Annotated in this window: 26 protein-coding genes; 12 read left to right on the plus strand and 14 right to left on the minus strand. The window is 70.9% G+C overall.

Annotation, left to right across the window (positions count from 1 at the left end):
• Positions 1–46 precede the first annotated feature (46 nt).
• From OG214_RS13495 to OG214_RS13520, 6 genes are all read right to left on the minus strand, one after another.
• A complete protein-coding gene (locus OG214_RS13495) occupies positions 47–1,036 on the minus strand; it encodes an ABC transporter permease (protein WP_365902752.1) in 990 nt (329 codons plus the stop codon).
• Complete coding sequence (locus OG214_RS13500) at positions 1,033–2,067, minus strand: ABC transporter permease (RefSeq protein ID WP_405984869.1); 1,035 nt, start codon at positions 2,065–2,067, stop codon at positions 1,033–1,035. Before OG214_RS13500 ends, OG214_RS13495 begins: the two co-directional genes overlap by 4 nt.
• A complete protein-coding gene (locus tag OG214_RS13505) occupies positions 2,064–3,788 on the minus strand; it encodes an ABC transporter substrate-binding protein (RefSeq protein ID WP_363080856.1) in 1,725 nt (574 codons plus the stop codon). The genes OG214_RS13500 and OG214_RS13505 overlap by 4 nt, the downstream gene beginning before the upstream one ends.
• A gap of 206 nt (positions 3,789–3,994) precedes the next feature.
• Positions 3,995–4,093, minus strand: coding sequence for an Ms4533A family Cys-rich leader peptide (locus OG214_RS13510; RefSeq protein WP_363080855.1), 99 nt, complete (start codon positions 4,091–4,093; stop codon positions 3,995–3,997).
• Positions 4,094–4,149: 56 nt separating this feature from the next.
• Positions 4,150–5,667, minus strand: a complete 1,518-nt coding sequence (locus OG214_RS13515) for a DUF3152 domain-containing protein (RefSeq protein ID WP_363080854.1) — start codon at positions 5,665–5,667, stop codon at positions 4,150–4,152.
• 8 nt (positions 5,668–5,675) lie between these two features.
• Positions 5,676–6,644: an alpha/beta hydrolase gene (locus OG214_RS13520; protein ID WP_363080853.1), complete on the minus strand. Its 969-nt coding sequence runs from the start codon at positions 6,642–6,644 to the stop codon at positions 5,676–5,678.
• Between the two features lie 176 nt (positions 6,645–6,820).
• On the opposite strand from OG214_RS13520, the gene OG214_RS13525 reads away from it, so the two are divergent.
• From OG214_RS13525 to OG214_RS13540, 4 genes are all read left to right on the plus strand, one after another.
• The gene (locus tag OG214_RS13525) at positions 6,821–7,051 is read left to right on the plus strand and encodes a hypothetical protein (RefSeq protein ID WP_363080852.1); all 231 of its coding nucleotides are present in this window, start codon (positions 6,821–6,823) and stop codon (positions 7,049–7,051) included.
• 187 nt (positions 7,052–7,238) lie between these two features.
• The gene (locus OG214_RS13530; RefSeq protein ID WP_363080850.1) at positions 7,239–7,880 is read left to right on the plus strand and encodes a TetR/AcrR family transcriptional regulator; all 642 of its coding nucleotides are present in this window, start codon (positions 7,239–7,241) and stop codon (positions 7,878–7,880) included.
• Between the two features lie 133 nt (positions 7,881–8,013).
• Positions 8,014–8,241 carry a DUF3107 domain-containing protein gene (locus tag OG214_RS13535; RefSeq protein ID WP_363080849.1) on the plus strand — a complete coding sequence of 76 codons (228 nt, stop codon included), beginning with the start codon at positions 8,014–8,016 and terminating at the stop codon, positions 8,239–8,241.
• Between the two features lie 279 nt (positions 8,242–8,520).
• Complete coding sequence (locus tag OG214_RS13540; RefSeq protein WP_363080848.1) at positions 8,521–8,790, plus strand: hypothetical protein; 270 nt, start codon at positions 8,521–8,523, stop codon at positions 8,788–8,790.
• A 20-nt stretch (positions 8,791–8,810) separates the two neighbouring features.
• Here the strand turns inward: OG214_RS13540 and OG214_RS13545 are convergent, their stop codons facing one another.
• Complete coding sequence (locus OG214_RS13545; protein ID WP_363080847.1) at positions 8,811–9,557, minus strand: ferritin-like fold-containing protein; 747 nt, start codon at positions 9,555–9,557, stop codon at positions 8,811–8,813.
• Between the two features lie 526 nt (positions 9,558–10,083).
• On the opposite strand from OG214_RS13545, the gene OG214_RS13550 reads away from it, so the two are divergent.
• Together OG214_RS13550 and OG214_RS13555 are read left to right on the plus strand one after the other, a co-directional pair.
• Positions 10,084–12,030 (plus strand): DEAD/DEAH box helicase, encoded by a 1,947-nt coding sequence (locus OG214_RS13550; RefSeq protein WP_405984870.1) that lies wholly within the window; start codon positions 10,084–10,086, stop codon positions 12,028–12,030.
• A gap of 214 nt (positions 12,031–12,244) precedes the next feature.
• On the plus strand, positions 12,245–13,096 hold the full coding sequence (locus OG214_RS13555) for an alpha/beta fold hydrolase (RefSeq protein ID WP_405984871.1): 852 nt from the start codon (positions 12,245–12,247) through the stop codon (positions 13,094–13,096).
• Between the two features lie 34 nt (positions 13,097–13,130).
• Here OG214_RS13555 and OG214_RS13560 read toward each other — a convergent pair whose 3' ends face one another.
• Positions 13,131–14,042: an NYN domain-containing protein gene (locus tag OG214_RS13560; protein WP_363083872.1), complete on the minus strand. Its 912-nt coding sequence runs from the start codon at positions 14,040–14,042 to the stop codon at positions 13,131–13,133.
• Positions 14,043–14,232: 190 nt separating this feature from the next.
• On the opposite strand from OG214_RS13560, the gene OG214_RS13565 reads away from it, so the two are divergent.
• Positions 14,233–14,385 (plus strand): hypothetical protein, encoded by a 153-nt coding sequence (locus tag OG214_RS13565; protein WP_363083873.1) that lies wholly within the window; start codon positions 14,233–14,235, stop codon positions 14,383–14,385.
• A 121-nt stretch (positions 14,386–14,506) separates the two neighbouring features.
• Here OG214_RS13565 and OG214_RS13570 read toward each other — a convergent pair whose 3' ends face one another.
• The 4 genes from OG214_RS13570 to OG214_RS13585 form a co-directional block, all read right to left on the minus strand.
• Positions 14,507–15,112, minus strand: coding sequence for a MarC family protein (locus tag OG214_RS13570; protein WP_405984872.1), 606 nt, complete (start codon positions 15,110–15,112; stop codon positions 14,507–14,509).
• 219 nt (positions 15,113–15,331) lie between these two features.
• Positions 15,332–16,201 carry a PHP domain-containing protein gene (locus OG214_RS13575; protein ID WP_405984873.1) on the minus strand — a complete coding sequence of 290 codons (870 nt, stop codon included), beginning with the start codon at positions 16,199–16,201 and terminating at the stop codon, positions 15,332–15,334.
• A 160-nt stretch (positions 16,202–16,361) separates the two neighbouring features.
• Positions 16,362–17,000, minus strand: coding sequence for a DUF6758 family protein (locus tag OG214_RS13580; protein WP_363083876.1), 639 nt, complete (start codon positions 16,998–17,000; stop codon positions 16,362–16,364).
• A 205-nt stretch (positions 17,001–17,205) separates the two neighbouring features.
• Positions 17,206–17,847 (minus strand): suppressor of fused domain protein, encoded by a 642-nt coding sequence (locus OG214_RS13585; RefSeq protein ID WP_363083877.1) that lies wholly within the window; start codon positions 17,845–17,847, stop codon positions 17,206–17,208.
• A 434-nt stretch (positions 17,848–18,281) separates the two neighbouring features.
• On the opposite strand from OG214_RS13585, the gene OG214_RS13590 reads away from it, so the two are divergent.
• Both OG214_RS13590 and OG214_RS13595 read left to right on the plus strand, forming a co-directional pair.
• Positions 18,282–19,406 (plus strand): magnesium and cobalt transport protein CorA, encoded by a 1,125-nt coding sequence (locus OG214_RS13590; RefSeq protein ID WP_365902741.1) that lies wholly within the window; start codon positions 18,282–18,284, stop codon positions 19,404–19,406.
• A gap of 99 nt (positions 19,407–19,505) precedes the next feature.
• Positions 19,506–20,021 carry a hypothetical protein gene (locus tag OG214_RS13595; RefSeq protein WP_383031342.1) on the plus strand — a complete coding sequence of 172 codons (516 nt, stop codon included), beginning with the start codon at positions 19,506–19,508 and terminating at the stop codon, positions 20,019–20,021.
• A 110-nt stretch (positions 20,022–20,131) separates the two neighbouring features.
• Here the strand turns inward: OG214_RS13595 and OG214_RS13600 are convergent, their stop codons facing one another.
• A complete protein-coding gene (locus OG214_RS13600; protein WP_363083880.1) occupies positions 20,132–20,911 on the minus strand; it encodes a hypothetical protein in 780 nt (259 codons plus the stop codon).
• 211 nt (positions 20,912–21,122) lie between these two features.
• Here OG214_RS13600 and OG214_RS13605 point away from each other — a divergent pair, with 211 nt between their 5' ends.
• The 3 genes from OG214_RS13605 to OG214_RS13615 are packed head-to-tail and all read left to right on the plus strand — an operon-like array spanning position 21,123 to position 24,195.
• On the plus strand, positions 21,123–22,403 hold the full coding sequence (locus OG214_RS13605; protein WP_363083881.1) for a magnesium transporter MgtE N-terminal domain-containing protein: 1,281 nt from the start codon (positions 21,123–21,125) through the stop codon (positions 22,401–22,403).
• A 49-nt stretch (positions 22,404–22,452) separates the two neighbouring features.
• Positions 22,453–22,992, plus strand: a complete 540-nt coding sequence (locus tag OG214_RS13610; RefSeq protein WP_363083883.1) for a DUF1003 domain-containing protein — start codon at positions 22,453–22,455, stop codon at positions 22,990–22,992.
• A 42-nt stretch (positions 22,993–23,034) separates the two neighbouring features.
• Positions 23,035–24,195 (plus strand): Mrp/NBP35 family ATP-binding protein, encoded by a 1,161-nt coding sequence (locus OG214_RS13615; RefSeq protein ID WP_405984874.1) that lies wholly within the window; start codon positions 23,035–23,037, stop codon positions 24,193–24,195.
• Positions 24,196–24,333: 138 nt separating this feature from the next.
• On the opposite strand, the gene OG214_RS13620 is transcribed toward OG214_RS13615, so the two are convergent.
• Positions 24,334–25,002, minus strand: a complete 669-nt coding sequence (locus tag OG214_RS13620) for a hypothetical protein (RefSeq protein WP_363083734.1) — start codon at positions 25,000–25,002, stop codon at positions 24,334–24,336.
• Positions 25,003–25,072: the final 70 nt, after the last annotated feature.

Below are 25,072 nucleotides of genomic sequence, written 5' to 3' on the forward strand. Positions count from 1 at the left end.
TCCGGCCGGTCCGGCCGTTCACGCTGTCCGTCCCGCACGTGCTCCGTCACAGGAGTGCCACCCTCCGGTCGGCGGCCGCGTACAGCAGATCGGCCACCACGTTCGCCACCACGACGGCCGTGCCGGTCACCAGCACCACCCCCACCACCACGGGCAGATCGATCTCCCGTACCCCGTCGATCAGTGTCTTGCCGATCCCGGGAATGTTGAAGAGGGACTCGGTGAGCACCGCCCCGCCCATCACCGTGCCGAAGTCCAGCGCGCTGAGCGCGATGACCGGCGGTACGGCGCCGCGCAGCGCGTGCCGCCCGACGACCGCGCGCTCCCCCACCCCGTACGCGCGAAACGTACGGATATGGTCCTCGGCCAGCGTCTCCAGTGTCGAACTGCGCGTCAGCCGCGCGTATTTCGCGCTCTCGAACAGCCCCAGCGTGAGCCAGGGCAGCAGCATGTTCCACGCCCACTGCTCGGGGTCGTCGGTCAGCGGTACGTACGTCGGGAACGGCAGCCACTGCAAGTACGCGCAGACCAGCATCAGCAGCAGCAGACCGAGGATGAACACCGGCGTGCCCGTCCCGGCCAGGGTGAGGACCGTCAGCGCGCGCTCGGTGATCCCGCCGCGCCGCAGCGCGGACAGCAGTCCGGTACCCACCCCGATGACCAGCCAGATCACCATGGCGCCCAGCGCGAGCGAGAGCGTCGCGGGCAGCCGGTCCAGGATCAGCGAGGTGACCTGCTGGTCGGTCTGGTACGAGAAGCCCAGGCACGGCGCGTCGCAGTGCAGCACGGCCGTACCGGTGGAGTAGTCGCGCCCGGTGAGGATGCCCTGGAGGAAGTGGGCGTACTGCGTGTACACGGAATCGCCCAGTCCGAGCTGCTCGCGTACCTGTGCGACCTGCTCGGTGCTGCACCGGTCGCCGCACGCGAGGCGGGCCGGATCGCCCGGCGCGAGATAGAAGAGCCCGTAGATCACGACGGAGAGCACGAGCAGGACCAGCACCGCGCCGCCGAGCCGTTTGAGCAGATAGCGCGTCATGAGGAGATGTCCTTGGGCGAGTCGGGCGCGGCGGCGCGGGTACGGGACGTACGGCGCCGTCCGACCCGCAGCCGCCCCGCCTCCCGGGGATCGAGGGCGGCCCTGACCGCGTCCCCCAGCACGGTGAAGGCGAGCACGGTCACGAACAGCATCCCGGCAGGCAGCAGTACGTACATCGGATCGGCGCGGAACCAGGTCTGCGCGTTCGACAGCATCTGTCCCCAGGAGGGTGTCGGCGGTTTGACCCCGACGCCCAGGAAGGACAGCGACGCCTCGACCACCATGTTGACGGGGACCAGGATCGCCGCGTACGTGATCACGGGCGCGGCGAGCGAGGGCAGCAGCTCACGCCGTGCCACCCGCCACCGCCCCGAGCCCGCGAGCCGGGCGGCGGCGACGAAGTCGAGCTGCTTCAGACTGAGGGTCTGCGCCCGTACGATCCGCGAGGTACCGCCCCAGCTGAGCAGTCCGATCACCAGGATCAGCAGCAGCGGACGCGGGAAGTCGGCGGGCACGACGGCGGTCAGGGCGATGGCGAGCACCAGCATGGGCAGTGCGACCATCACATCGGTGAACCGGCTGAGGACGGTGTCCAGCAGCCGGTTGCCCAGCCCCGCGGCCAGTCCGACCATCACGCCGATGGCCACCTGGACGACGGTGGCGCCCACCGCGACCAGCAGGGAGACCCGGGCGCCGTAGAAGAGCCGTACGAACAGATCCCGTCCGGTGCCCGGTTCGACCCCGAGCCAGTGGTCGCCGCTGACCCCGCCGAACGAGCCGATCGGCACCCCGCCGCGCGCCGAGTCCACCAGCGCGTCGTGGTACGTGTTCGCGTCCTGGCCCTCGATCGCGGCGAGCAGCGGCGCGGCGAGGGCCAGCACCACGAGCAGTCCGAGGACGCCCGCGGCGACGACGGCCGAGGGACGTCCGCGCAGCCGCCGCCAGGCCTGACGGGTGTCCGAGGCGGCGGGCACCGCGACCGCGGCACCCGCCTTCGCCCCCGACACCGGCAGATCGGGAACCGTGCTCACTTGACCGCGACCTGCGAGATGTCGAGGACACCGGTCCAGTCACTGATGACGACGTTCTTGACGTCCTTGCCGAACAGCCGCTTGTAGACCGGGTGGAACAGCGGTACGTCGAGCGCCTGCTCACCGATCTTCTTGTCGAGCGCGCCCCACCGCTCGGCCGCGGCGGCCAGATCGGTCAGCTTGTTGATCTCGTCGATCTCCTTGTTGACCGCCGGGTCGTCGAGCAGCGCGTGGTTGAAGTTGGCGCCGTCCTCGACGATCTGCCGGCCGTCGAAGATCGGCGCCAGGAAGGGGCCGCCGGACGGCCAGTCCGCGCCCCACCGGGAGATGAAGAAGCCGGGCGAGTCGGCGGCGCTCCAGCGCGCCTCGTTGAACGCGTTGGTCTCCAGACCCACCAGTTTGACCGTGATCCCGGCCTGCTTGAGCGCCTCCTGGACGGCGGTGGCGACCTCGGGGCTGGTCTCCCTGTTCTGCGCGGTGGAGTGGGTGAGGGAGATGGTCAGACCGTTCGGGTGACCGGCCTCCTTCAGCAGCTCCTTCGCCTTGGCCGGGTCGCCGGTCTTCCCCGCCGGGAAGTGGTCGTACGGCGTGTAGCCGAAGGCCGCCTGATCAGGGAGGAAGGTGGTCGCGGGCTCGGCGAGCGCGGAGCCGCCGGCCGCGTTGATCACACTGGTGCGGTTGATGGCGTACGAGATCGCCTGGCGCACCTTGGGGTTGTCGAACGGCTTCACCTTCGGGTTGAAGGCGAGGTAGTTGGTATAGCCGAAGTGGCCGGTGCCGACCCGGGCCGCGAGCGTCTTGTCACTGCCGATCTGGGCGAGTTCGGCCGGGCCGAGGTTGGTGTCGGTGGTGATGGCCGCGGCGTCCGCACCCGAGCTGGTGGACAGCCGCTGGTTGATCACGGCGGAGTCGAGGCCAGACTGCACATCGATGGTGTCCGGGTACGCGTGGCGCTGGTCGTCGGTCTTCTCCGACCAGTTCGGGTTGCGCTCCAGCAGAAGACGCCGGCCGTCGTCCTCGTTCTTGACGACCTTGTAGGGACCCGAGGAGACCGGGTGCTCCTCGTACTTGGCCCCGTCGTCCTTGGCCTTGGGGACCGGCGCGAACTGGGTCGCGGTGGCCAGGAAGGGGAAGTCGCCCTCGGGCTTCCTGAGTTTGAAGACGATGGTCCTGGCGTCGGGCGTCTCGATCGAGGCGAGGCCCTTCGGGTCCTTGTACGGGCCCTGGTAGTCGGCGCCGCCGACCAGCCAGTCACGCAGATAGGGCGCACCGCCCGAGAGTTCGGCCGCGAAGGAGCGCTCGACGCCGTACTTGATGTCGGCGCTGGTGATCGGGGTGCCGTCCTCGTACTTCAGCCCCTCCTTGAGGGTGTACGTCCACTCCGTGGCGTCCGCGTTGGGACGCCCGGTGTCGGTGGCCAGGTCGGGCACGACCTTGGTACCTGCCGCGCCGTTCGCGCGGTTGCGGGTGGTGAGCGTACGGAAGACCAGCGAGGGGACGTTGCCGCCGCCGGAGGTGTAGAGACGCGCGGGGTCGAAGTCGCTCTGCGGGTCGGAGTTCAGCACCGTGAGCTTGCCGCCCTTCTGCGGCTTGCCCTTGTCCGCGGCCCCGGCCTTGGCATCGTTGTCCTGGGGGCCCGAGCAGGCGGCGGCGCCCGCTGCCAGGACCAGGCTGACGGCTGCCGCGGCCAGGCGGCGGGTTTTTACGGACGGTTGACGCATCGGAAGAAAGCCTCTCGGTTGCTGCGGGGAAAAGTCGGACGGAACGGGAGCAATGGCGCTGAACGCTCGGTGTCCGGGCAGACGGCAGCGGTGGAGAGTGGTGGGGGTGGAGTAGTGGTGCGCGCCGCGCCTGCGTATGGACGGAGTACGCCCAGGCGCGGCGATGTACGGCGGAAGGAATGGGCCGACGCGCGCTCGGGCAGGGCTCAGCGACAGAGAATGTCAGCCACGCAGAGTGCGGTCACACCGATGAGCGCCAGCTCTATGGCGGCGCGACCGAGGGCGGCGGGGCGGTGGGGGGACATGCCGAGAAATATGAACGACCCCGCCGCCGATGTCAACGTGATTTGAGACAGGCATCTCAAGTATTGGGAAACACCCAGGGATTGGGTCTGCACTTGATCCCGTCGATGTCCAGCGACTTCGTCTGCTGCTGCATCACAGGGGCGAGCGCTCCGGGCGTGCGGCAGATCACGTGGTTGTGCCCGAGCCGGTGGCCGACCTCATGGTTGATCAGCATCTGGCGGTAGCCGAGCATCTGCTGGGCACCGAAGGTCTCCGCCCCTCGCGCCCAGCGGAAGGCGTTGACCATGACGCGGTCGGTCGAGGCCGAGTCGCAGGACACGTTGTCGACGGTGGTGTCCAGACCGGACTTGGCACACCAGACGCCCGTGGTGCCCGGACTCGCCAGGGTGATCACGAAGTCGGGGCTGCCGCTGGAGATCCGCTCGAAGGTCATGGCGCCGTTGTGCGCCCAACTGCGGTCGTCGTTCAGGGTTTTCTGGACGGCGTCCGCGAAGAGCTTTCCGTCCAGCCCGAGGCCGTCCTCTATGTCCACGCGGTAGCGGAACTTCTGCCCCTTGCCCGGTGCCCTGTCCAGACCGGGCACGGCGGTGAACCGGCCCGAGGCCGTCAGCGCGGGATCGAGCGGGAACTGCCGGGTCATCAGCTCGGCGTAAGTGGCGGGCGCGGGGGCCGGCTTCTCCGGCTTCGGGGCGGACGGTGTGGCCCGGCCGTCCGAGCGGGAGGCGAAGCCGTCGTCGGTACGGTCGAGTCCCTCGGCGGGCCGCGCGCCGGACGGCTCCGCGCCGCCGGTGACCTGACCGGCCACGACGACCGCGAGCACGGTGGTCACCGCCGCGGCGGCGATACCGGTGAGGGCACGGCCCTTGCCGCCTCTGGCGGGCTGGTCCGCGTCGGGACCGCCCGGACCCGGAGTGCCTTCGCCCGTGCCGGGGGCCGTGTCGGCGCCGTCGTCACCGTCCCGCCCGCCGGTGGTGGCGGGGGACGGCGCGGGCGGTGCGCTCTCCCGCAGGCCGGTACGGGCGCTCGGGGCGTCGAAGGCGTCGGCGTCGAACGCGTCTATGAACTCGCGCCGTGGGCCCGGGATCAGCGGCGCTCCGGTCCCGGGCGCCGCCGTTCCCGGCGTACCCGTCCCCGGCTTTCCCGGCGCTCCCGTGCCGAAGGTCGTGGTGCCGCGCGCCGCGGTCGCCGCCCCGCCGGAGCGGCGCGGTGGGGCCACGGCGCCGGGGGCCGCGCCCTGCCGGTCGCCGTACCGCTCGGAGCCCCAGCCGCCGCCGGGCTCACGCTGCTCGGGATGGCCGCCGCGCACCTTCGGTACGCCCCGCGCGGGAGTCCCGTACAGGGGAGTGCCATGAGCGGGCGTGCCGTACGCCGCACCCGCGCGCTCCTGCCCCTGAGCCTGAGCCTGACCAGCCGGGCCCTGGGCCTGGCCCTGATCCCGGCCGGCTCCTGAGCGCCGGCGCCGGCCTCTGCCGGAGCCCTCCGGATCCGGATCGGCGTCGGCCTCGGCGGGCACGACACCGGCCGGGCCCGGCGAGCCCTGGGGTGCGGGGCCTCTGCGGCTGTGTCGTCCCACGCCCCGGATCAGCTCCTGTCGGTGTCGTCGATGTGGTCGATGAGTTCACGGGCGGCCTGCGCGACCTCCCGCGGGTACTCCATCATGGCAACATGCCCGGCGTCAGGGAGCGTAAGGAGCCGTGAATCACGGAAAGCCAACGCCGCTTTCCGTGCCATACGGTACGAAACGAGCTGATCCCGCCCGCCGTAGACAAGCAGTGTCGGCGCCAGTACCCGCTCGGCCTGCCGCCACAGCGCGTGCTGACCGCCCAATGTGTACGCGTTGACGATACCGCGTGCGGAACGGGCCATCGCGTCCCAGAAATAAGGCAGTTGAAGCCGACGCTCCATCTCCTTGACCGCCTCGCGCAGTTCGCCCTCGCTGACCACGGCGGGATCTCCGTAACAGAGCGCCATCACCCCGCGCGTGCGCTGCTCCGCCGTCCACTCCCGGGTCAGCCTGCCGAACAGCCCGGCCGCCCCGGGCAGCGCGAGCAGCGCGGTGGGCACGGCGGTGCGCTGCACACGGATCTCCGGCAGCGCCGGTGAGACCAGCGTCAGGGTCCGCACCAGATCGGGCCGGGCCGCCGCGACCCTGGTGGCGACGGCGCCGCCCAGCGAGTTGCCGAAGAGATGGACGGGACCGCGCCCGCCGGCGTCCAGCAGCCGGATCACCGCGCGGGCATGCCCGGTGACCGAGTAGTTGCCGTCGTCCGGCGGCGGCGAGTCCCCGAACCCGGGCAGATCGACGGCCTCCCCGTCGACCAGATCCGCCAGCAGCGGCATCAGCGCCGACCAGTTCTGCGAGGAGCCGCCGAGCCCGTGCACATACAGCGCGGACGGCACTCCCGTACGGGTCGCGGGCCGTCCCCGTACGGTCAGGGAGAGTCCGGGCAGTGTGACGGAGCGGAGCGTCTCCCCCTCCGCGACCCGGACGGGGCTCACCCTCGGAGCCACAGCGGCGGCGATGGTTTCCGGCAGCTCTGTCGAAGACATGCGGCAATGTTACGAGACGATCACGCGCGGGATTATGTGTTCGCCGTCACAGGCCGCATGGCGTCCGGCATCCGGGGCTTCTACGCTTCAGGGTGAGGGGCGCGTGCCCCGGCCCCTCACGCCGCGGACGGCCCCGGCTCTCCGCGGTGCCCCGCGGTGAGGAGAGAAGGCGCGGTATGCCGGTGGACCCCACGGACCCGGACACCTTCGAGACCGAGGACCAGGACGAGGACGTCGAGCTGGGCGAGGAGACCCCCGAAGCCGACGCCGCGGAGCAGCACACCGAGGTACGGCACCGCGGCGACGAGCCGCTGACCCATGTCGATCCGGCCACGGTGAGTGAGGGCGACGCCGCGGAACAGGCGCGCGCGGTCGACCTCGACGAGGACGAGGACGGCTACCGCTGAACCGCGGCAGGTCCGCTGAACAGGCCCGCTCCGCGGGAGGGGCCGGAAAGGACCTGGCCCGTCCCGCGGCTACCGCGGGCGTCCCGGTCCGTGAAATTCTGCGTCCGCGCCGCGCACAGCGCCGTTACCCAAAAGTACGATGGCGGGGCGGCGCACAGCGCGCACGGCACGATTTTTGGGAGGCGGCGTGACAGCCATAGAGCAGACCGAGGCAGCGCGCCCGCGAGGTACGCGCCTGCCGCGCCGCGCCCGACGCAATCAGCTTCTGGGCGCGGCACAGGAAGTCTTCGTCGCGCAGGGCTACCACGCGGCCGCGATGGACGACATCGCCGAGCGGGCCGGTGTCAGCAAGCCCGTCCTCTACCAGCACTTCCCCGGCAAGCTGGAGCTGTATCTCGCCCTGCTCGACCAGCACTGCGAGGCCCTCCTCCAGGCGGTCCGTACGGCACTCGCCTCGACCACCGACAACAAGCTGCGCGTCGAGGCCACGATGGACGCGTACTTCGCCTATGTCGAGGACGAGGGCGGCGCGTTCCGCCTGGTCTTCGAGTCGGATCTGACGAACGAGCCCGCGGTGCGCGAGCGCGTAGACCGGGTCGCGCTCCAGTGCGCGGAGGCGATCTCCGAGGTGATCGCCGAGGACACCGGGCTCTCCAGGGACGAGTCCATGCTGCTGGCCGTGGGGCTGGGCGGGGTCTCCCAGGTGGTGGCCCGCTACTGGCTCTCCAGCGAATCGGCCATCCCCCGCGACGAGGCGGTCAGACTGCTGACCTCACTGGCCTGGCGCGGGATCGCGGGCTTCCCGCTGCACGGCGGTGAACAGCACTGAGCGGCGCGTGTTCGCTGCGGGCGTGCACCGCGGCGCCTTCCGGGTGGATTCCCGGTGGTCTCTCCGGGCTAATGTGTGCTGGGTACAGCGCGGCTGACCGCGCAACGCACCGACCGTTCGGAGGGACATAGCCGTGGAGGTCAAGATCGGCGTGCAGCACGCGCCCCGGGAGATCGTTCTTGAGAGCGGGCAGTCCGCCGAGGAGGTCGAGCGCGCCGTGGCCGACGCGCTGGCCGGCAAGGCGCGGTTGCTCAGCCTCACGGACGACAAGGGACGCAGGGTCCTCGTACCGGCCGAGCGGGTCGCGTACGTGGAGATCGGTGAGCCGACCACACGACGGGTCGGGTTCGGCGCGCTCTAGGCCCTGTCCGGCGCCAGGTCGGCGCGCTCCAGGTCGCTGACATCCGGGAACGGCCCGGCGGGACTCCCGCCGGGCCGTTTCCTTTGCCGTCATGTCTGCCGTCGCGTTTGCCGTCGTGTCTGCCGTCGTGCCGCCTCCGCGCCGTGGTCCGTCCGCGCCGAGGATTGATCGTGTCCGGGCGAGCCGGGGAGGGTTGCGTTCCGCGCACTCCGGGTAGTGACGTGCTGGGCCCAAAGGTCCGGACCGCGGTGTCCATCGTGTGCAGTGAGGTGATCGGCAGTGATCTGGGTAGCTCTGGGATCGGCCCTGGTCGGGCTCGGTCTCTCGGGGGCCGCGGCCCATCTGCTGTCGCACCGGCTGCCGTCGCACCGGACGGTTTTCACCGCGGGTCCGCTCGGCGCCCTCTTCGGTGCCTATCTGACGTACATGGCCCTCGGCCCCGGCCATGCGCTGGCGATGCTCGCCGGCGCGCTGCTGGTGGGCACGGTGCTGCTGTCGCTGCTGGTCCGTCCCACGGGCCGGCGGCTGCACCGGGCCATGCCCTCCTGAGGCACGGCCCGGTCCCGGTCTCAGGCCGCCAGCCCCAGCGCGGCCATCCGCTTGGTGTGCGCCTCGGTGATCCGGGAGAACATCCGGCCGACCTCCGCGAGATCGAAGCCGTCCGCCACCCCGCCGACCAGCATCGTGGAGAGCGCGTCCCGCTCGGCCACCACCCGCTGCGCCTGCGAGAGCGCCTCACCCATCAGCCGCCGCGCCCAGAGGGCCAGCCGCCCGCCGACGCGGGGCTCCGCCTCGATCGCGGCGCGCACCTTCTCCACGGCGAAGTTGCCGTGCCCCGTGTCGTCCAGCACGGCCAGTACCAGCGAGCGGGTGTCCGTGTCGAGACGCGCGGCCACCTCGCGGTAGAAGTCACTGGCGATCGAGTCCCCGACATAGGCCTTGACCAGGCCCTCCAGCCAGTCCGAAGGAGCGGTCTGGCGGTGGAAGTCGTCGAGCGCCTTCGCGAACGGCTCCATCGCGCCGGTCGGCTCGGCGTCGATCGCCCGCAGCCGCTCGTTCAACTGCTCGAAGTGGTGGAACTCGGCGGCGGCCATCTTCGCCAGCGCGGCCTTGTCGGCCAGGGTGGGGGCCAGCTTGGCGTCCTCGGCGAGCCGCTCGAAGGCCGCCAGCTCGCCATAGGCGAGCGCGCCGAGCAGATCCACGACCGCGGCGCGGTACTGCGGCTGTGCGGCGGCCGTGTCCCAGCTCTGGGCGGCGATCCCGGTGGGTCCCTCGGCTGCGGGTGCGGGTGCGGTGGCGTTGTCGGGCGTCTCCATGGACGCACAATAGCCCGCTCTTCCCAGCCAGGAAGGGCCTGGTCAGACACTGTCGTGACACCGTTCCGACGAATTCGCCCAACACACATGCGCGATTCCGGGGTACAGTGATAAAGAGCCCGCTGGTGTTCTGGCGGGCCCTCGCAGTATCTGGCAGTGTTTCGCAGTGTTTTGTCCGAGGGTCTTTTTCTCGGACAGGCCCCATGAGGATGCCCGGTCGGTGGCCCGATCGGCTCCGACCCGACCGCCCTCCACGCGAATCGTACGCACAGCAGCGTACGACCGCAGATGAGGGGCCCCCTCAGCGGCACGAGCGCTCGAGCGACGGCAGTGGTCCCGCGCCATCCGGCCAACCCACGGCCGGCCGAGTACCCAGGTGCGGTACGACCCCCAGCGTTCGCCTCGCGCCGCGTCTCACAGAAGAGGCAGCACCCTGACTACGACTTTCCGAGAACTCGGAATCCTCCCCGAGACCGCCGAGGCGCTTGAAGCCGTCGGCATCATGTCTCCGTTCCCCATCCAAGAGATGACGCTCCCGGTCGCGCTTTCCGGCAAGGACGTCATCGGACAGGCCAAGACCGGCACGGGCAAGACGCTCGGGTTCGGTCTGCCGCTCCTGGAGCGCGTCACGGTCCCCGCGGACGTCGAGTCCGGCCGGGCCGTGCCGGAGAAGCTCACCAACGCCCCGCAGGCGCTGGTCGTCGTCCCCACCCGCGAGCTGTGCACCCAGGTCACCAATGATCTGCTGACGGCCGGCAAGGTGCGGAACGTCCGCGTTCTCGCGATCTACGGCGGCCGGGCCTACGAGCCCCAGGTCGAGGCCCTCAAGAAGGGCGTCGATGTGATCGTCGGCACCCCGGGCCGGCTCCTCGACCTGGCGGGCCAGAAGAAGCTCGATCTCTCGCATGTGCGCGCGCTCGTCCTGGACGAGGCCGACGAGATGCTGGACCTGGGCTTCCTGCCCGACGTCGAGAAGATCATCCAGCTGCTGCCGCCCAAGCGCCAGACCATGCTGTTCTCGGCGACCATGCCGGGCGCGGTCATCGGTCTCGCCCGCCGTTACATGTCGCAGCCCACGCACATCAGCGCCACCTCGCCGGACGACGAGGGCGCGACCGTCGCCAACACGACGCAGCGTGTCTACCGCGCCCACTCCATGGACAAGCCGGAGCTGGTCGCGCGCATCCTCCAGGCCGAGGGCCGCGGACTCGCGATGATCTTCTGCCGTACGAAGCGCACGGCCGCCGATATCGCCGACCAGCTCGCCCAGCGCGGCTTCGCCTCCGGCGCGGTCCACGGCGACCTCGGCCAGGGCGCCCGTGAGCAGGCGCTGCGCGCGTTCCGCAACGGCAAGGTGGATGTCCTGGTCTGCACCGACGTCGCCGCGCGCGGTATCGATGTCGAGGGCGTGACGCATGTCATCAACTACCAGTCGCCGGAGGAGGAGAAGACCTACCTCCACCGCATCGGCCGTACCGGCCGCGCGGGCGCGTCCGGTACGGCCGTCACCCTGGTCGACTGGGACGACATCCCTCGCTGGCAGCTCATCAACAAGGCGCTCGACCTCGGCTTCCCGGACCCGCCGGAGACGTACTCCACGTCACCGCACCTGTTCGAGGAGCTGAACATCCCCGAGGGGACCAAGGGCGTGCTGCCGCGGGCCGAGCGCACCCGCGCCGGTCTGTCGGCCGAGCAGGTCGAGGATCTGGGCGAGACGGGCGGCCGTGGCCGCAAGTCGGCGGCCACGGCGGTACGGGAAGAGCGCCCGGCCCGTACGCGCCCGCCGCGTCAGCGCCGCCGTACCCGCGGCGGGACCGCGCTGGACGGAACGGCGGTGGAGGGGACCGCGCTGGACGGGGCGGCCGAGCCGCAGTTCCAGACGGCCGTTCCTCTCGACGTACCGGAGAGCGGGAGCGCGGAGCAGTCGGCCACCGAGCCGCGTACCCCGCGCCGTCGCCGTCGTACCCGCAGCGGTGCCGTGGCGGCGCCCGGGGCCGAGGCACCGGTCCTGGAGACCGTGGAGACGCCTGTGGCCGTGGAGCCGGTGGTGGCTCCGCCGGTGGCGTCCGAGCCGGAGGCCGAGACGGCGGCCAAGCCGCGCCGTCGCCGCACGCGGGCCGCGAAACCCGCCGCGGAAGCGGCCATAGCGGTCGTCGAGACGGTCGGCGCGGCTGTGGCCGTCGACACCGTCGAAGCCCCCGTCGCCACAGTCACCGAGACCAAACCGCGCAGACGGACCCGGGTCGCCAAACCCGCCACCGAGGCGGACGTCACCGCGGAGGCGGTGGCGGTGGCCGACCCGGCCGAGGCCCCCGTCGCGGAGACCAAGCCCCGTCGGCGTACCCGCGTCACCAAGCCCGTCGCCGAGGCGGCGGACACGGCGGCCACGGGCGCCGAGACACCGGAGGGGGACGCGGTGCCCAAGCCGCGCCGCCGCCGTACCCGTACGACCGTGGCCAAGACCGACAGCTGACCCACGGACCTCGCCGATGGCCCGACGCCCCCAGGGTGCCGGGCCATCGGCGTACCGGCGCCCGGACGGCCCGCTTCCGGACGGCCCGGTTCCGGATGGATCGGTCTCCGGGCGAATCGGTTCCGGACGGGTCCGTTCCCGGCCGGTCGGCGGCGGAGCGTCCGGTCAGGGACCTGGCGGCGTCGCCCCGCCGCCGCGCGGTTAGCCTCGTCGCATGAGTCGGCCGTCCAGCTTCACCCCGCCCTCCTGCGCCCGTGCCCGTGCCCTGTCGACCCGTCGCGGCCGGTTCGCCGTGCTCGACGCCAGGCCCACGGGGGAGCCACAGGGAACCGTGCTTCTGCTGCCCGGGTACACCGGCAGCAAGGAGGACTTCATCTCACTGCTCGAACCGTTCACGGAGGCGGGCTACCGCGCTCTCGCCGTGGACGGCCGCGGACAGTACGAGACCGAGGGGCCGGACACCCCGGAGGCCTACGCGCAGGGCGAGCTGGCCGCCGATGTGCTGGCGCAGGCGGAGGCGGTCGGGACCCCCGTCCATCTGCTCGGACACTCGCTCGGCGGGCAGATCGCCCGCGCCGCCGTGCTGCTCGACCGGAGTCCGTTCCTCACGCTGACCCTGATGTCCTCGGGGCCCGCGCAGGTGGCCCGCGCCCAGCGGGAGCGGGTGAGGACGCTCGGTGACGCGCTCGCGACCATGACCATGGCGCAGGTCTGGGAGGCCATGCGCATGATGGACGCACCCGCCGACGACGACGTGATCCCCGTCGACGGTGAGGATCTGCGCGGGCGCTGGCTGCGGACCAATCCGGCGCAGCTCATCGCCACCGGCCGGCAGCTCTCCGTGGAGCCGGACCGGGTGGACGAGCTGGCCGCCGTGCGGCCGCTGCCCAAGCATGTGGTGTCAGGCGACCAGGACGACGCCTGGCCGTTGCCTCTGCTCGACGCGATGGCGGAGCGGCTCAAGGCCCGCAGGAGCGTCATCGAGGGCGCGGGGCACTCGCCCAACACCGACCGGCCGCTGGAGACCGCCGCCGCGCTGACGGACTTCTGGGACGGCCACTACTGACAGCCGCGGCTGAGGGACGGCCGCCCCGGTCGGGTCAGTACTGCGACTGGAGGTGCTGCCAGAAGCCGTCCCGCAGCGACCGCCGCAGTATCGCGTGGCCCCGCAGTGACCGCTGGAGCAGCCTCTCCGCCTCGATCAGCAGATCCTGGTCCACGGGGCCCGGCAGATACGGATGGCCCGGCAGCAGCTCACCCATCGCGTCCCGGCCACGCTCCGCCAGCCAGGTCGCGGCGATCTGCGCGCCGATGAAGCGCACCTGGTCCCGCGAGGGCGGTGGCTCGCCCTCGTGCTCGTACGTCGTGACCGGGCGGCGGGTGACATAGGGCTTGCAGAACTCCAGGTCGAAGGTGCGCTGGCTGTCGACCTCCCACAGCAGCGGCTCGGCCTGGTTGCGCCCCTCGCCGGCCTCTATGCCCCAGAGATGGACCCGTGCGCCGTACCCCTGCGCGGCCTCGACGGCCGACACCAGGTCCTCGTCACCGCCGACCAGGGCCGCGTCACTGATCGCGCGGTGCCGGGCGAGCGATTCGAGATCCGTACGGATCAGGGAGTCGACGCCCTTCTGCTGGTTGTTGGCGTTGAGATTGCCGAGTCTGACCTTGACGTCGGGCAGCTCCGCGATGGACTGCTGCTCAGGGGTGTGGATCCGCCGCCTGGCGCCGTCGTACCAGTAGACACGGAGCAGCCTGCTGTCCGCGAAGATGATCCGGGCCTTGTCGATGAAGGCCTCGATCAGCCCCTCGGCGTCGAGATCGAAGGAACGCCGGTCTTCCGTGCCCGCTACAAGCAACCCGGCCGCAGCATAGACGTAACCGGCGTCGACGAAGATGGCATGCGTGGACGGAGTCTTGGCGACCTCGGCGAGCATGCGCTGGAGCAGCTCGTTGGTCCGCTCCAGGCGGGCGGCGACCTCGGTGATCTCTGGGTTGATCTCTGCCTCGTTCATACGCGTTTCATTCTCTGTGGACGACACCGTACCCGCCAGTAGTCAGCGTCCCAGAGAATTTCCTTAGCCTAGGGAATATTTGCAGAGGACAACCCGTTGAAGGTACACGTAACACCATTCACGTAACGACCGACGGACATCCCGTCACCCATAGTTCTCCAGCAGGAGGATCAGACGAAGGGAGAAGCCTGTGCGCTTTGAAATCATGCGACTCGACGATGTCGACGGCACCGCCGTGGACAGCACCGTCGTGGACGCCGCCTCCGTCAACCGCATCGTGCAGCAGGCCGCCGCGATGGGCCAGCGGATCTATATCCGTCCGGCCGAAGACCCGGCCTCGTAACTGCTCACCTCACCTCACCACATCGCATCCGAAGCGCCCCCGTACAGATCACCCGTACGGGGGCGCTGCCTGTACGGGGGAGCCGGGTCCGCGCCCCGGCGGCCGGGGCCGGGCGCCGGGGTCAGGCACCTTGTACGACCTGGGTCACGCCGTTGATGATCTGCTGCACGGCGATCGCCGAGAGCATCATCCCGGCCAGCCGGGTCACCAGCACCACACCCCCGTCCTTGATCAGCCGGATGATCACCAGCGAATAGCGCATCGTCAGCCACAGCACGACATGCATCGCGACGATCGCGGCCCAGACCGAGAGCTGCGCCGCCGCGCCGTCGGCGTGCTGCACGGCGAGGATGACGGACACGATCGCGCCCGGCCCCGCGAGCAGCGGCATACCCAGCGGTACGAGCGCCACATTGACGTCCTTGGTCTGCTTCGGCTCATCGGACTTTCCGGTCAGCAGATCGAGAGCGATGAGCAGCAGAAGCAGACCGCCGGCGATCATCAGCGCCGGTACGGACACATGGAGATAGTCCAGGATCTGCTGGCCGAGTACGCCGAAGACGGCGATCACCCCGAAGGCGACGGCCGCCGCCTGCCAGGCCATGGCACGCCGGACCTTGGCGGGGCGTCCCGAGGTGAGGGCGAGAAAGATGGGAGTGATCCCGGGCGGGTCCATGATCACGAAAAGGGTCAGAAAGAGCGATCCGAAAACGGCGACGTCGAACACGGTGAAGGCCTTGCGGGAGGAGGGAGTGGGGAGGGGGAGGAGCCGCGAGGCGCGGCGAAGCGGGCCCGTACGAGCGGACTCCCGCGTACAGATCCGAGCCGGTGTCCGAAGCGGCCCGCGGTCAGGCGCGCGGGTACGGGTCCGGGCGGCACACCCACCCCGGCGGGACCGGGGAGCCGGCCCTCGCGGGCCGGCGGGATGTGTGGGACAGGACCGGACCTAGGCGCGTCCGCCCGCGCCCGGCACCGGGAACGCGCCGGACGCGCGCCGGGTGATCTCGCCGTAGATCTCCGGGTCGGTCGTGCACGCGCCGAGTTCCACGGACTTCCGGCTGCCGTGGTAGTCGCTGGAGCCGGTGACCAGCAGCCCGAGCTCGGCGGCCTGGCCGCGCAGCCGGACCCGCGTCGGTGCGTCGTGGTCCACGTGGTCGACCTCGATCCCGTCGAGACCCGCGGCGGCGAACCGCGCGACCGCGGAGTCGGGCACGACCGCGCCGCGCTTGACGGCCTGCGGATGCGCGAACACCGTGACCCCGCCGGCGGCCTTGACCAGACGGATCGCCTCGAACGGGTCGAGTTCGTGCTTCTCGGCGTAGGCGCGCCCGCCGTTGGCCAGCCACTCGGGCGTGAAGGCGTCGGACACCGTTGCGACGACACCGAGTTCGACGAGGGCCGTGGCGATGTGCGGACGTCCGAGAGAGGCGTCCCCCGCGATCCGGGTCACCTGCTCCCAGGTGATCGGGACGCCCAGGTCCTGGAGCTTGCCGACCATCGCCCGCGCCCGGGGCACCCGGTCGTCCCGTACCAGCTCGCGCTCGCGCAGGAACTCGGGCTCGTCCGGGTCGAAGAGATAGGCGAGCATGTGCAGGCTGATGCCGTCGAGCCGGCACGACAGTTCGGCCCCGGTCACCAGGGTGAGATCACGGTCGAGATCCGCGAGCGCGGCGATCGCGCCGGCGTGGCCGCGGGTGGAGTCGTGGTCGGTCAGGGCGACGACGTCGAGCCCGGCGGCGGCCGCGTTACGGACCAGCTCGGCCGGGGTGTCCGTACCGTCCGAGGCCGTGGAGTGGGTGTGCAGATCGATGCGCACGACGCGTACTCCGGGGGCTCGGGGCGGACGGGACATGCCCCAGGATAACGGGAGATTCGAACAGCCCGGACGCCCTCGGTCCGGCGCCACCGCGCGCCGCACGCGGCCCGGAGCGCGACGGTCAGGACGGCGGCCCGACGGCGGTCAGGACAGCAGCCGGTCAGGACAGCAGCCGGGGCGACAGCGCCCCGCAGGGCAGCAGTTCCACCTCGGCGCCCGCGTCCCGCAGATCGGTCAGCACCAGTTCGTCGTAGAGCAGCAGTCCCGACTGCTCCGGCCAGACGATCGCCCACAGCCACAGTCCGAGCGCCTCGCCCGCGAAGACCGCCCGGTCGTCCGGGGCCTGGGCGACATGCCAGAGCGGGGTGGGCCGGCCCGCGGCGAGCAGTTTGGCCTGCGGCGGCTTGTCGACCCCGATGTGCGGGCCGGGATCGGGGCCGTCGATCCCCGCGTACCGGGCGCCCAGCCCGACCCCCAGCTCCTCCGCGACCAGCAGCAGTTCCCCCGTGCCACCGAGGGGTGCCGGCCCCGAGCAGGCGACGGCGGTGGCACGGCCTCCGCTGCGGTCGTCGCCCGCGTACGCCACTCCCGTGAAGAGCCAGCCGACGGGGAGCGGCCAGGGCATCCAGACCGGGACCCGCGCGCGGTTCACCACGACGCCGAGGGCTTCGACGCTGGGCGGTATCACGGGCTGGAGCGGATGCACGGTTCCGTGCACAGCGCACTGCCAGGAGTCGGCGAAAAGACCGGGCGCCCTGACCCGGCCACCGCACTTCGGGCAACTGGGTTCGCCCCTCATAGCGCCCCACGGTCCTCCCCGGCCGACGTCGCGTCAAGGACGATCACCCTTCCGGCGGGAGTCGCAGCGGAACTGAACGGAACTGAACAGCCGTGTTCCATCAGCGATCGGTCCGCCATGGATCAGTCCGGGGATTCCGCCGGACAGTCCGCCGGGGATCCCTCCGGGTTTCCGCCGGGCAGTCCGCCGGGCAGTCCGCCGGGGATCAGTCCAGGGAGACGGAGCGGCGCAGCGGATCGCGCAGATCCGTGCCGTTGGCCAGCCAGCGCTCCTGAAGCTCCTGCGCTCCCCTGACCCGCTTCCACGCCGCCTCGTTCGCGGTCATCGGCAGCAGCGGCAGAAACCGCACCGGCTCCAGAGGAGCGTCCAGTTCGAGGTCCGGCACCAGTCCGCCGGACTCACCGACCAGCACCGACTGGAACGGCGCACCCGGCCAGAGCGGCGCACCGAGGTCCAGCGAGCCGCCCGAGGCCACGACCACCCCCTCGACCTGCGGAGACGCGGCGAGTGTGGCCAGCGGACGCAGCACCTGGTCGGTGTCGGCGAGCCCCGCCCGCACGGTGAGGATCAGCTCGGCCCTGGGCCCCTTCACCGGATCGGCGAGCAGCGCCGAGGGATCCGCCATCGGCTGCGCCGACATCCCGAGCGTGACATACCTCACCACGTCCTGGCCGATCGCGGAGCGGCCGTCCCCCGTGGAGCCACCGTCCGGAGAACCGCTCCAGGAGTCCTGGAAGCGCAGCACCTCGATACGGTCCGTCCCCAGGAATGTCACCGAGGCCCGCGCGTCCGGTTCGCCCAGCGCCGTACGCAGCCTGGCTTCCACCAGAGCGAGAATTTCTCCCATACGGCGAGCATAGATCGCGTAAGAATCGGGCAGAGGAAGGGATTGACGTCTGTCTGCTGATAGTCTTGGCCGCTGGTCGGGACAGTGCGCGGAAGCGTCGCTCTCCAGTCCCGACATCACGTCATCCCCCACGGGGGACCGGCCGGAGGAGGTGGGGCTGCGGTGGATCGAAGTCACCCGGCCAATACCAACCGCTCTTCCGCCCCGCTCATGTCCCGGTGACCCGGGTCCCGGGTATCTGAGGCCTCAGCCCGTCCGGGCACGGCACTTCGCACGACGGAAGAGCACTTCTTTTCTGCCTGTGTTTTCCGCCTGTCTGTAGCGAACGCCGTCACCGCGACCCCGCGGTGCCGCCCGCTTTGCGGACGTACGCACCACGTCCCCATTCCGGGCTGTGCCACCTCGCCGACGGCCTCTCCGTGAAGGAGCCCGCCATGTCGATGATCCGAGACCTGCGCGCAGCGGTCCGCCCGGCCCTGCGCAAGAGCACCGCCGCCTACGGCAAGTACGACTCGTACGACGCCACCCGTGACCCGTCCGCGTCGAGCGCGGTCGTCGACTGCGCGGTCTACCGCAAGGGCCGCCGGGTGCTGGAGGACCCCTGTGTCACACCGCACGAGGCGATGCTGCGGGTACGTGACGGCGGCGGCTTCGCCTGGATCGGTCTCCATGAGCCGACCGAGGAGGAATTCGCCGGTATCGCGGCCGAGTTCGGGCTCCACCCGCTGGCGGTCGAGGACGCGGTGCACGCGCATCAGCGGCCCAAGCTGGAGCGGTACGACGACACGCTGTTCACGGTCTTCAAGACCATCCACTATGTCGAGCACACCGAACTGACCTCGACCAGCGAGGTCGTGGAGACCGGTGAGGTCATGTGCTTCACCGGACGGGACTTCGTCATCACCGTCCGGCACGGCGGCAAGGGCTCACTGCGTGCCCTGCGCCACCGGCTGGAGGAGGACGAGGAGTTGCTCGCCAAAGGGCCCTCCGCCGTGCTGCACTCCATCGCCGACCATGTCGTCGACGGATATATCGCGGTGGCGGCGGCCGTGCAGGACGACATCGACGAGGTCGAGATCGATGTCTTCTCCGCGCCCGCGAAGGGCAGTCCGCGCGGCTCCGACGCCGGACGGATCTATCAGCTCAAGCGTGAGGTACTGGAGTTCAAGCGGGCCGCCTCCCCGCTGCTGCGGCCGATGCAGCTCCTGAGCGAGCGGCCGATGCGGCTGGTGGACCCGGACATCCAGAAGTACTTCCGCGATGTCGCGGACCATCTCGCGCAGGTGCACGAGCAGGTCATCGGCTTCGACGAGCTGCTGAACTCGATCCTCCAGGCGAATCTGGCGCAGGCGACCGTCGCGCAGAACGAGGACATGCGCAAGATCACGTCCTGGGCGGCCATCATCGCCGTACCGACGGCCATCTGCGGGATCTACGGCATGAACTTCGATCACATGCCGGAACTGCACTGGAAGTTCGGTTACCCGATGGTGCTCGGCGCGATCGCCGTCGTCTGTGTGACGATCCATCGCACCCTCAAGCGCAACGGGTGGCTCTAGGCTGCGGCTCCAGGCGCTCCCGTGCCCGTGGTGCTCCTGCGCCCCGCGGTACGGGCGGTGTCCGGCCGGGTGTCCGGGGCGCCGGTTAAGCTGCGGGGCATGACAGATCCGCAGCTCGGCCAGGCGCTTGTCGAGGAGGCCACCAAGAAGTCCGCGCTCATCTGGGTGCGGGGCCCGGGGCCCGTTCGCGCGCTGTGGCACATCTGGCACGAAGGCGCCGCGTATCTGGTCGGGGACGGCCCCGGGGAGCAGCCGCTGCCGGGGCTCGCCGACGGCTCCACCGCCGAGGTGACCGTACGCAGCAAGGACAAGGGCGGCCGGCTGGTCGTCTGGACCGCGGCCGTCACCGAACTGCCCCCGCGCTCGGCGGACTGGGAGGCGGCCGTGGCCGAGCTCAAGGGCAAGCGGCTCAACGCGCCGGACGCGGAGGAGATGCCGGAGCGCTGGGCGCGTGAGTGCCGGGTGCTGCGGCTGACGCCCCAGGGCATGACCACCGACCTGCCGTCGGACTCGCAGGCCGCCGTGCCCCTGCCGACGGTGGCGACAACTCGTCAGCCCGCGCCCGCCTCGCTCGGGCGACTGCTCCTGAGGAAAATCGGCCCGTCCCGCGATTGAGGACGACCCGTCGGCCGGTCGGCCCCGGCCCTGGCAGTCGGATCCAAACCCGGCGCACGACCTCGGCGCACGACCTCGGCGCACGGCCCTGGACCTGTGTCCTCCCCGGACTAGTTCTCGGCCTTCGGCAGACGGCTGCCGTAGTCGACGGTCTCCCCCTTCGCCGGGGCCTCCAGCACGAAATCCTTGCCCCAGTCGGAGAGAGTGACCGTCCCGGCGCCGCCCGCGCGTACCAGTTGCAGCGGGTACGGCACGCCCTCCAGCGAGACGTCCAGCGTCCCGCCGTCGCCCTCACCGCCGTTGACCTTGACGGTCCGCAGACCGCCGATCCGGTCGCGGTCGCCCTTGGTCAGCTTGCCGTGCAGCGTCAGTATCCCGTCGAGCAGCACGTTCTTGTCCGTGAAGCCGCTGAGCTGCTTGTACGAGGGGTCGTCCTCCGGGACCTTCACATACTTGTCCTGGAGCTTGTCCGCGACCGCGACGTCCGATTCGCTGGGCTGTCCGCTCCCGCCGCCCTCGTCCGTGTCCGCGTGGCTCCAGAACCCGGCGTCGGCCTTCAGATACAGCTCGTCCTCGATCCGCAGGAGCTGGAAGGTGCTGTCCTTCGAGATCACCGAGCCGATGCCGCCGTCCGCCTTGAGCTGCATATTGAGCTTGTAGGTCTCCCCGTTGCTCACCAGCGAGCCCGAGAGCCGGACCGCGCTCGCGCCGTCCGCCGCGGACTGCGCCTTTCTCTCGATCTCGGTGGCGGCGAGCTTCCCGACACCGTTCGTTCCCTCGTCCGGATCCTCACCGCACGCCGTGAGTACGGCGGCCAGCCCCGCGCAGAGCGCGACGGGGAGTGCGGCCCGGCGGACACGGCCGGACGACAGGGGAAGGGACACAGACACACTGCCTCTCATACGCGGTGGCGGGTGGCAGACGGCAGCGTACCCGGGCCGTCCGCGCCGCTCGACAGAGAGCCGTACCGATGCCGTACGCACGCCGTACGGACCGTTCCACCAGGGCGTACCGGACCGGTACGGGCTAGCCTGAACCCGTTATCGCGCTGGATAGAAGGACATTCAGGGACAGGCTTTCAGGGACAAGGAGGCGCGCGCAATGGCCGCTGGCGCTCCTCGGATCTTCGTCTCGCATCTGGCCGGTGTGCCGGTCTTCGATCCCGCCGGTGATCAGGTGGGCCGGGTCCGCGATCTGGTGGCGATGCTGCGGGTCGGCCGCCGCCCGCCGCGGCTGCTCGGTCTGGTCGTAGAGGCACTCACCCGGCGCCGGATCTTCCTGCCCATGACCCGCGTGACCGGCATCGAGTCGGGCCAGGTGATCACCACCGGGGTGCTGAACGTACGGCGCTTCGAACCGCGCCCCACGGAGCGTCTGGTCCTGGGCGAACTGCTGGACCGACGGGTGCGGCTGGTGGAGAGCGGCGAGGAGGTGACGGTCCTCGATGTGGCGATCCGCCAGCTCCCGGCCCGCCGCGACTGGGAGATCGACAAGGTCTATGTACGGCGCGGCAGGAAGGGCGGCGCGCTGCGGCGGCGCGGGGAGGCACTGACGGTCGAGTGGTCGGCGGTCACCGGTTTCTCCCTGGAGGAGGAGGGGCAGGGCGCGGAGAACCTTGTCGCCACCTTCGAGCGGCTGCGTCCGGCCGATCTCGCCAACGCGCTGCACCATCTCACGCCGAAGCGGCGGGCCGAGGTGGCCGCGGCGCTCGACGACGACCGGCTCGCGGATGTGATGGAGGAGCTGCCCGAGGACGACCAGGTGGAGATCCTCGGCAAGCTGGAGGAGGAGCGCGCGGCCGATGTCCTGGAGGCGATGGACCCGGACGACGCGGCCGATCTGCTCTCCGAGCTGCCCGAGGTGGACAAGGAGCGGCTGCTGACGCTGATGCGGCCGGACGACGCCGCGGACGTCCGCCGGCTGATGTCGTACGAGGAGCGCACGGCGGGCGGTCTGATGACGACCGATCCGATCGTGCTGCGGCCGGACGCGACGGTCGCCGACGCGCTGGCCCGGGTGCGGCAGCAGGACCTCTCCCCCGCGCTCGCCGCGCAGGTCTATGTGTGCCGGCCGCCGGACGAGACGCCGACGGGCAGATATCTGGGTACGGTCCACTTCCAGCGGCTGCTGCGGGAGCCGCCGTACACCCTGGTCAGCTCGATCGTGGACAGCGATCTGCCGCCGTTCGACCCCGGGACCCCGCTCTCGGAGATCACCAGCTTCCTCGCCGCGTACAACATGGTCTCGGCGCCCGTGGTGGACGACGGCGGGTCGCTGCTCGGCGCGGTGACCGTCGACGACGTACTCGACCACATGCTGCCGGACGACTGGCGTGAGACGGACTACCACGGCCTTGAGGAGGCGGCCGGCCGTGGTGAGTGACCGTGCGGACAAGGACGGCGGCCGGGAGCGCGCGAGGGCCGTGCCGGGCATGGGGTCGACGGCGCTGTCGCGCGGCGGCCGGAACCGGCTGGACCAGCCGCTGCCACCGCGGCGCAGACTGCTGCCCGACTACGATCCCGAGGCCTTCGGGGTGCTCTCGGAACGGATCGCCCGCTTCCTGGGGACGGGCCGTTTCATCGTCTGGATGACCCTGATCATCATCCTCTGGCTCGTCTGGAACATCACCGCCCCGGTCTGGCTGCGCTGGGACCCGTATCCGTTCATCTTCCTGACGCTGATGCTGTCCCTCCAGGCCTCCTACGCGGCCCCGCTCATCCTGCTGGCGCAGAACCGCCAGGACGACCGGGACCGGGTCACCCATGAGCAGGAGCGCAAGCAGAACGAGCGCTCCATCGCGGACACGGAGTATCTGACCCGGGAGATCGCGGCGCTGCGGATAGGCCTCGGCGAGGTGGCCACCCGGGACTGGATCCGGTCCGAACTCCAGGACTTGGTGCGGGACATGGTGGAGCACCGGGTGGTGTTCCCGGCCGAGACCGTCCACGGCCGCGAGGAACCCGATCGCTGACGGCCTTTCCCTGGGCCGCGCCGGGCGCCGTACCATCACGGTATGGCTACCGACACGTACGGAACCGCCGTCCCCGCGGAAGACGCGGTGCGCGCCGCGCTGGCGACGGTGAACGACCCCGAGATCCACCGGCCGATCACCGATCTCGGGATGGTCAAATCCGTGGAGATCGGCACGGACGGCGCGGTGGCCGTCACGGTGTATCTCACGGTGTCCGGCTGCCCGATGCGCGACACGATCACACGGAGCGTGACGGACGCGGTCTCCGGGGTCGAGGGCGTCACCCGGGTCGACGTCACGCTGGACGTGATGAGCGACGAGCAGCGGCGCGGGCTGGCGGCGTCGCTGCGCGGCGGCACCGCGGAGCGGGAGGTGCCGTTCGCCAAGCCCGGCTCGCTGACCCGGGTGTACGCGGTGGCATCGGGCAAGGGCGGTGTCGGCAAGTCCTCGGTGACGGTCAATCTGGCCGCGGCGATGGCGGCCGACGGGCTGAAGGTCGGGGTGGTCGACGCGGACATCTACGGCCACAGCGTGCCGCGGATGCTCGGCACCGAGGGCCGGCCCACCCAGGTCGAGAATATGATCATGCCGCCGTCGGCGAACGGTGTGAAGGTGATCTCCATCGGTATGTTCACCCCGGGCAACTCGCCCGTGGTGTGGCGCGGGCCGATGCTGCACCGCGCGCTCCAGCAGTTCCTCGCGGATGTGTACTGGGGCGATCTGGACGTGCTGCTGCTCGATCTGCCGCCGGGGACGGGCGACATCGCGATCTCGGTGGCGCAGCTGGTGCCGAACGCGGAGATCCTGGTGGTCACGACCCCGCAGCAGGCCGCGGCCGAGGTCGCCGAGCGGGCCGGCTCCATCGCCGTACAGACCCATCAGAAGATCGTCGGTGTGGTCGAGAACATGTCGGGTCTGCCCTGTCCGCACTGCGACGAGATGATCGATGTCTTCGGCACCGGCGGCGGCAAGCTGGTCGCCGAGGGGCTGACGAGGACGACCGGCGCCACGGTTCCGGTGCTGGGCGCGATCCCCATCGACGTACGGCTGCGGGAGGGCGGCGACGAGGGCAAGCCGATCGTGCTCTCCGACCCCGACTCCCCGGCGGCGACGGCGCTGCGCGAGATCGCGGAGAAGCTGGGCGGCAGGCAGCGCGGTCTGGCGGGCATGTCGCTGGGAATCACCCCGCGCAACAAGTTCTGAGGCTGAGGGCGCCTACGGGTCGGCCAGGTTCTGTACGGCCACCAGGTCTGTACGGCCATGAGGGGCCATGGGTAAGGGGCGACCGCAATGGCGGTCGCCCCTTACCCACGCTCGGCTCCGTACGGGCCGTACAGCTCGTTACGAGTCGTACGAGCGGATGTCCTCGATCACCGAGAAGCCGACGCCGTAGGCGCTCATCCCGCGGCCGTAGGCACCGAGGTGCACAGCGCCGCTCGTCGACCCGGCCAGCACCCAGCCGAACTCGGACTCGCGGTAGTGGAAGGGTGTCGGCACCCCGTCGACCGGCAGCGAGAGGACCGACCAGGCGGGCCCCTCCAGATCGTCGGCCAGCTCGAACGCGGCTTCCGTCTGCTGCTTCAGCCAGTCGTCACGCAGGGTGTGGTCGAGCTGCGGCGGCCAGGTCGCGGACAGCAGGCCCGAACCGGCCAGCCAGGCGGCCGAGGAGGCGGTGGTGGCGTCGAGATGGCCGCTGCCGTCACCGCTGCGGCGCTCGGGGCTGACGGCCACCGTGATCACCACCGCGAAGCGCTCCTGGTCCGCCGAGGGGTCCGGCCTTATCGACGGCTCTTCCCCGTGCCCGGTGGAGCCGTGCCGTACGGTGCCGTCGGCCGTGGCCCCGACCTGCATCAGCCAGCGCGGCCCGGTGAACGCGTCGTCCAGTCCGTACCAGGGGAACGGTGCCCGCAGATACTCCGCGACCGTGCGACGCGCGAGCGCCGGCACCGTCTCGGCCCCGACGCTGGATGAACTGGCGCTCCGCGCCTCTGTCCGGCTCGTCGTCTCCATCTGGCCGGCGCCTCCTCGATCTCTCGCGTCCGCAGCGGCCCGCCCCCGACGGGCGCCTCACTGCCGGACA

Origin of the sequence: Streptomyces sp. NBC_00872 (assembly GCF_045161915.1) — a bacterium.
Lineage (GTDB): Bacteria > Actinomycetota > Actinomycetes > Streptomycetales > Streptomycetaceae > Streptomyces.

Excerpts from the sequence above, each read along its gene's own strand:
- OG214_RS13605 (WP_363083881.1), top strand. The coding sequence starts at position 21,123 with ATGGCCGCTGGCGCTCCTCGGATCTTCGTCTCGCATCTGGCCGGTGTG.
- OG214_RS13560 (WP_363083872.1), bottom strand. The coding sequence starts at position 14,042 with ATGAACGAGGCAGAGATCAACCCAGAGATCACCGAGGTCGCCGCCCGC.
- OG214_RS13610 (WP_363083883.1), top strand. The coding sequence starts at position 22,453 with ATGGGGTCGACGGCGCTGTCGCGCGGCGGCCGGAACCGGCTGGACCAG.
- OG214_RS13615 (WP_405984874.1), top strand. The coding sequence starts at position 23,035 with ATGGCTACCGACACGTACGGAACCGCCGTCCCCGCGGAAGACGCGGTG.
- OG214_RS13550 (WP_405984870.1), top strand. The coding sequence starts at position 10,084 with ATGACGCTCCCGGTCGCGCTTTCCGGCAAGGACGTCATCGGACAGGCC.
- OG214_RS13505 (WP_363080856.1), bottom strand. The coding sequence starts at position 3,788 with ATGCGTCAACCGTCCGTAAAAACCCGCCGCCTGGCCGCGGCAGCCGTC.
- OG214_RS13510 (WP_363080855.1), bottom strand. The coding sequence starts at position 4,093 with ATGTCCCCCCACCGCCCCGCCGCCCTCGGTCGCGCCGCCATAGAGCTG.
- OG214_RS13585 (WP_363083877.1), bottom strand. The coding sequence starts at position 17,847 with ATGGGAGAAATTCTCGCTCTGGTGGAAGCCAGGCTGCGTACGGCGCTG.
- OG214_RS13495 (WP_365902752.1), bottom strand. The coding sequence starts at position 1,036 with ATGACGCGCTATCTGCTCAAACGGCTCGGCGGCGCGGTGCTGGTCCTG.
- OG214_RS13525 (WP_363080852.1), top strand. The coding sequence starts at position 6,821 with ATGCCGGTGGACCCCACGGACCCGGACACCTTCGAGACCGAGGACCAG.
- OG214_RS13520 (WP_363080853.1), bottom strand. The coding sequence starts at position 6,644 with ATGTCTTCGACAGAGCTGCCGGAAACCATCGCCGCCGCTGTGGCTCCG.
- OG214_RS13620 (WP_363083734.1), bottom strand. The coding sequence starts at position 25,002 with ATGGAGACGACGAGCCGGACAGAGGCGCGGAGCGCCAGTTCATCCAGC.
- OG214_RS13545 (WP_363080847.1), bottom strand. The coding sequence starts at position 9,557 with ATGGAGACGCCCGACAACGCCACCGCACCCGCACCCGCAGCCGAGGGA.
- OG214_RS13590 (WP_365902741.1), top strand. The coding sequence starts at position 18,282 with ATGTCGATGATCCGAGACCTGCGCGCAGCGGTCCGCCCGGCCCTGCGC.
- OG214_RS13580 (WP_363083876.1), bottom strand. The coding sequence starts at position 17,000 with ATGAGGGGCGAACCCAGTTGCCCGAAGTGCGGTGGCCGGGTCAGGGCG.
- OG214_RS13595 (WP_383031342.1), top strand. The coding sequence starts at position 19,506 with ATGACAGATCCGCAGCTCGGCCAGGCGCTTGTCGAGGAGGCCACCAAG.
- OG214_RS13555 (WP_405984871.1), top strand. The coding sequence starts at position 12,245 with ATGAGTCGGCCGTCCAGCTTCACCCCGCCCTCCTGCGCCCGTGCCCGT.